Here is a 4,042-nt window from a genome sequence, read left to right as displayed (position 1 = left end):
GCCCGGGCACCGGGGCCGCCTCCCCGCGGCCGGGCGGGACGGCACCCGGCGCGCAGGCCGGGGGCGCGCCGTCTCCGGCCGCGGCCCCGGACGCCGGGTCGGTCCGCCCGTCCCAGGGCATCGCGCTGGGCTTCGACGGCCTGGCGGGGCGGGAGGCGATCGTCGGTGCCGGCTGGGTGACCTTCTCGGTGACCTGGCACAACACCACCCGACAGACGCACCGGACGGTGGCGCCGGTGGTGTCGGTCCGGGCGCTCGCCGACCCGGTCGGCACCGACCGGACGGTGCGCGCCCAACTCCAGCGCGAGGACGAGGGCGGCTGGACGGAGGTCCCGCTGACCGAGGCGTCGGGCGCCTACCTGGCCTCGGGCGACGCGGCGGCGTTCCCGCTGGCCCCGGGGGCCTCCCGGACGATCCGCTACCGGCTGGACCCCTGGATCGACAGCGCGGAGGGGACCCTGCTGATCGAGGCGCTGGCCCTGCTGCCGTCCACGCCGCAGCGCACCGAGGAGGCGTCGGCGCTGACGGCCGTCCGGCTGACCAGCGCCCCCGCCGCCGGCCGGATGGCGCCGGAGCTCACGATCGCCGCCCCGCCGGGCACCGGGGTGGTCGGCGGGGCTCCGGCCCCGTTCACCATGACCGTCCGCAACCCGGGGACGGCGCCGCTGGCCTCGGTGGTCCCGACCCTGGTGATCAGCGGGCCGGGGGCGCTGGACAAGGTCGTGGTCCAGGCCGAGTACGGCGCGGAGGGCGTGCGCACGCTGCCGGTCGTGCCGGGTGGCGAGGGGACGTGGACGGTCGACACGTCCCTGCTGGAGCGGCTGGTCCGGCCCCGGGAGTCGACGTCGTTCTCGTTCCGGTTCAGCGTGCCGGACGACTGGCCGCAGGGCGTCCACACGATCGACGTGCTGGTGGGTGCCGAGGGGGACGGCCGGGCCGCCGGTCCGGTCGTCATCCGCCCCGGGTTCGCCTTCCCCGCCCCGATGTGACCGCCGCCCCCCGAGAGCGCCGCCGGCGATCCGGCCGCCACTGCTCGGGGGCCGGACCGCCGGCGGCTCGGGCGCGCCCGTCGGCTCAGGCCAGCGAGGCCATCCAGGCCTCGACGTCCTCGGCACGGCGCGGCAGGCCGGCCGAGAGGTTCTCGTTGCCGTCGGCGGTGACCAGGATGTCGTCCTCGATCCGGACGCCGATGCCGCGGTACTCCTCGGGGACGGTCAGGTCGTCCTGCTGGAAGTACAGGCCGGGCTCGACGGTGAGCACCATGCCCGGCACCAGCAGCGCGTCGACGTGCTCCTCGGTGCGCGAGTGGGCGCAGTCGTGGACGTCCAGGCCGAGCATGTGGCCGGTGCCGTGCAGGGTCCAGCGGCGCTGCAGACCGAGCTCCAGGACCTTCTCGACGTCGTACACCGAGGCGTCCAGCAGGCCCCAGGCGAGCAGCCGCTCGGCGAGCACCCGCTGCGAGGCGTCGTGGAAGTCGCGGAACCGGGCGCCGGGCCTGACGGCCGCGATGCCGGCCTCCTGCGCGTCGTGGACGGCGTCGTAGATCTTCCGCTGGAGCTCGTTGAAGCGGCCGTTGATCGGCAGGGTGCGGGTGACGTCGGCGGTGTAGAGGCTGCTGGTCTCCACGCCGGCGTCCAGCAGCAGCAGCTCGCCGGGGCGGACCTCGCCGTCGTTGCGCACCCAGTGCAGGGTGGTGGCGTGCGGGCCGGCGGCGCAGATCGAGCCGTAGCCGACGTCGTTGCCCTCGACCCGGGCGCGGCGCCAGAAGGTGCCCTCGATCCAGCGCTCGGAGGTGGCGACGGCCTGGCCGAGCTCGCGCACGCAGTCGGTGAAGCCCTTGACGGTGGCGTCGCAGGCGGCGCGCAGCTCGCCGATCTCCCACTCGTCCTTGACCAGCCGCAGGCCGCTCAGGAACTCCTTGAACGCGGCGTCCCGGTCGGCGTCCAGCACCGCGGCGAGGGCGGCCTCCAGGCCGGCGTCGTAGCCGCGCACGATCCGGGTCGGCACGCCGTCGGCGGCGCGCTCGGCCAGCTCGTCGGCGGCCTTGCGGACGTCCCGAACCGGCAGGCCGAGCAGCTGCTCCTGCTCGGTGAGGCTGTGCCGGCGGCCGACCCACAGCTCGCCGTAGCCGTCCAGCCAGAACTCGCCGTTCCCGCGGTCGGAGCGGGGCAGCAGGTAGAGGTGGAAGACGTGGCCGGTGTCGCCGGCCGGCTCGGCGACCAGGACGGCGTCCTCGGTCTGGTCACCGGTGAGGTGCACGTACTCGCTGGCGGCGCGGAAGCTGTAGTCGCAGTCGTTGGAGCGGACCTTGAGGGTGCCGGCCGGGACGACCAGGCGCTCGCCGGGGAAGGCGGCGGACAGCCGGGCGCGGCGCTCGGCGGCGTACGGGGCCTGCGGGACCGGGGTGAGGCCGTGCAGCTCGGTGTCCGCCCAGCCGGTCTTCATCGAGGCGGCCAGCTCGTCGGAGACCTCGGAGTAGAGGCCGTTCTTGCGGCCCTTGAACTGCTGCGGCTCCTCGTCGCCGCCGACGGCCTCGGGGTTCTCGGCCACCGCGGGGGTGCGGTCCTCGGTCACGTACGTCGCCTCCTTGCGCGTGGTGCCGCCCGGGGCGCGTCGGATCGCGACACAGGTGGGCGGCCGTGCGTCCATGGTACGGACGCCCGGCCGCTCATCCGTTCGGGCCTTCGCCCCGTGACCGGCCTACTCGAAGCGCGCCGCGAGCAGCGTCAGGTCGTCGGTGGCCGGGACGCGCCCGGCGCCGGCCGCGTCCTGCTCCGCCGCGGCCGCCGCCAGGTGGGCGCAGAGCCGCTCGGGGTCGACCCGCACGTCGCGCGGGGCGTCGGCGGCGACCCGGCGCAGATTGGCCTGCCCGGCGTGCAGGGTGGGGCCGAAGCGGCGGGCCAGTCCCTCGGTGTAGAGCACCAGGGTGTCGCCGCGCTCGGCGGTGAACTCGACGCCGGGCGCCTCCCAGCAGGAGAGCACGCCGAGCGGCGCGGAGAGCGAGGTCTCCACGAACTCGGCGCCGTACCGGGTGACCAGCACCGGCGGGCAGTGGCCGGCCCCGGCCAGGGTGATCCGCCGGCCCTCCGGCTCCACCCAGGCGTAGACGGCGGTGGCGGTGCGGGCCGGCTCGGTGGTCTTCAGCAGCAGTTCGAGGTCGCCCAGGACGGACACCGGGTCCTCGCCCTCCAGCACCGCGTACGCGCGCAGCGCGGCCCGCACCCGGCCCATCGCGGCGGCCGCGCCGGGGGCGGAGCCCGGTCCGGCGCCGGGACCGTCGCCGGAGACCGAGCCGACGGTGAGGCCGACCGTGCCGTCCGGCAGCGGGATGGTGTCGTACCAGTCGCTGCCGCGGGAGCGGTCCAGGCCGGCCGGGACGAGCCGGGCGGCCAGCCGCAGGCCGGCGGGCCGGGGGAGCCGGTCGGGCAGCAGGCCGCGGCGCAGCGCCTCGGTGGTGCGCCGGCCCCGCTCCGCGTCGATCTGCTTGGCCAGCAGCGGGGCGGCCACCTCGACGTAGCGGTGGGCCAGTTCGCGCTGGCGCTCGGTCGGGCCGCCGGGCCCGTCCCAGAACCAGAGCGCGGCGGCCAGCGGGCCGTCCTCCTCGGTGGCGAACGGCAGGCCGTAGCAGCCGCCGAGGCCGAGGTGGCCGGCGAGCTCGCGCAGCCGGGCGCCGATCGCGGGGTCGCCGACGAGGTCGTGCGAGCGCACGTCGGCGGGCCGGTCGTGCTCGCGGAGCAGCCGGGCGAGCAGGCTCTGGTCCGGCGGGACGGTCTCCAGCGAGCCGAGGCAGGCGCGGTCCAGGCCGAGGCCGATCGGCTGGCTGGGGCCGCCGCCGGGCAGCGCGGTGACCAGCAGCGCGCGGTCGGCGCCGAGCAGCGCGGCGACGGAGGCGAGCACGGTGTCCAGGGTGGCGGACAGGCCGCGGGTGCGGGCGAGCAGCGCGGTGTGCTCGTGCAGGCTGGTGAAATCGGACAGGCGTCCGGCCAAACGGTCCTGCACTCCGGTGGCGGTCACGGCGGGCTGGGCGCCGTCGGCCGCGCCG

3 protein-coding genes are annotated in these 4,042 nt (G+C 76.8%); 1 reads left to right on the top strand and 2 read right to left on the bottom strand.

Features of this window, described 5'->3' with window-relative positions; translation table 11 throughout:
• On the top strand, positions 1-989 hold a 989-nt coding region (locus ABD308_RS31580), incomplete at its 5' end, for a COG1361 family protein (protein ID WP_344342655.1).
• Between the two features lie 85 nt (positions 990-1,074).
• Here ABD308_RS31580 and ABD308_RS31575 read toward each other — a convergent pair.
• Positions 1,075-2,574, bottom strand: coding sequence for an aminopeptidase P family protein (locus tag ABD308_RS31575; RefSeq protein WP_425554898.1), 1,500 nt, complete (start codon positions 2,572-2,574; stop codon positions 1,075-1,077).
• Between the two features lie 126 nt (positions 2,575-2,700).
• A partial coding sequence (locus tag ABD308_RS31570) for a PP2C family protein-serine/threonine phosphatase (protein WP_344342653.1) occupies positions 2,701-4,042 on the bottom strand: 1,342 nt, incomplete at its 5' end.

The sequence above is a fragment of the Kitasatospora putterlickiae genome (genome assembly GCF_039527695.1).
In the GTDB taxonomy this organism is placed as follows: Bacteria; Actinomycetota; Actinomycetes; order Streptomycetales; family Streptomycetaceae; genus Kitasatospora; species Kitasatospora putterlickiae.
Note: the sequence above shows the minus strand (reverse complement) of the source record. Positions and strands in the feature narration are given on the sequence as shown.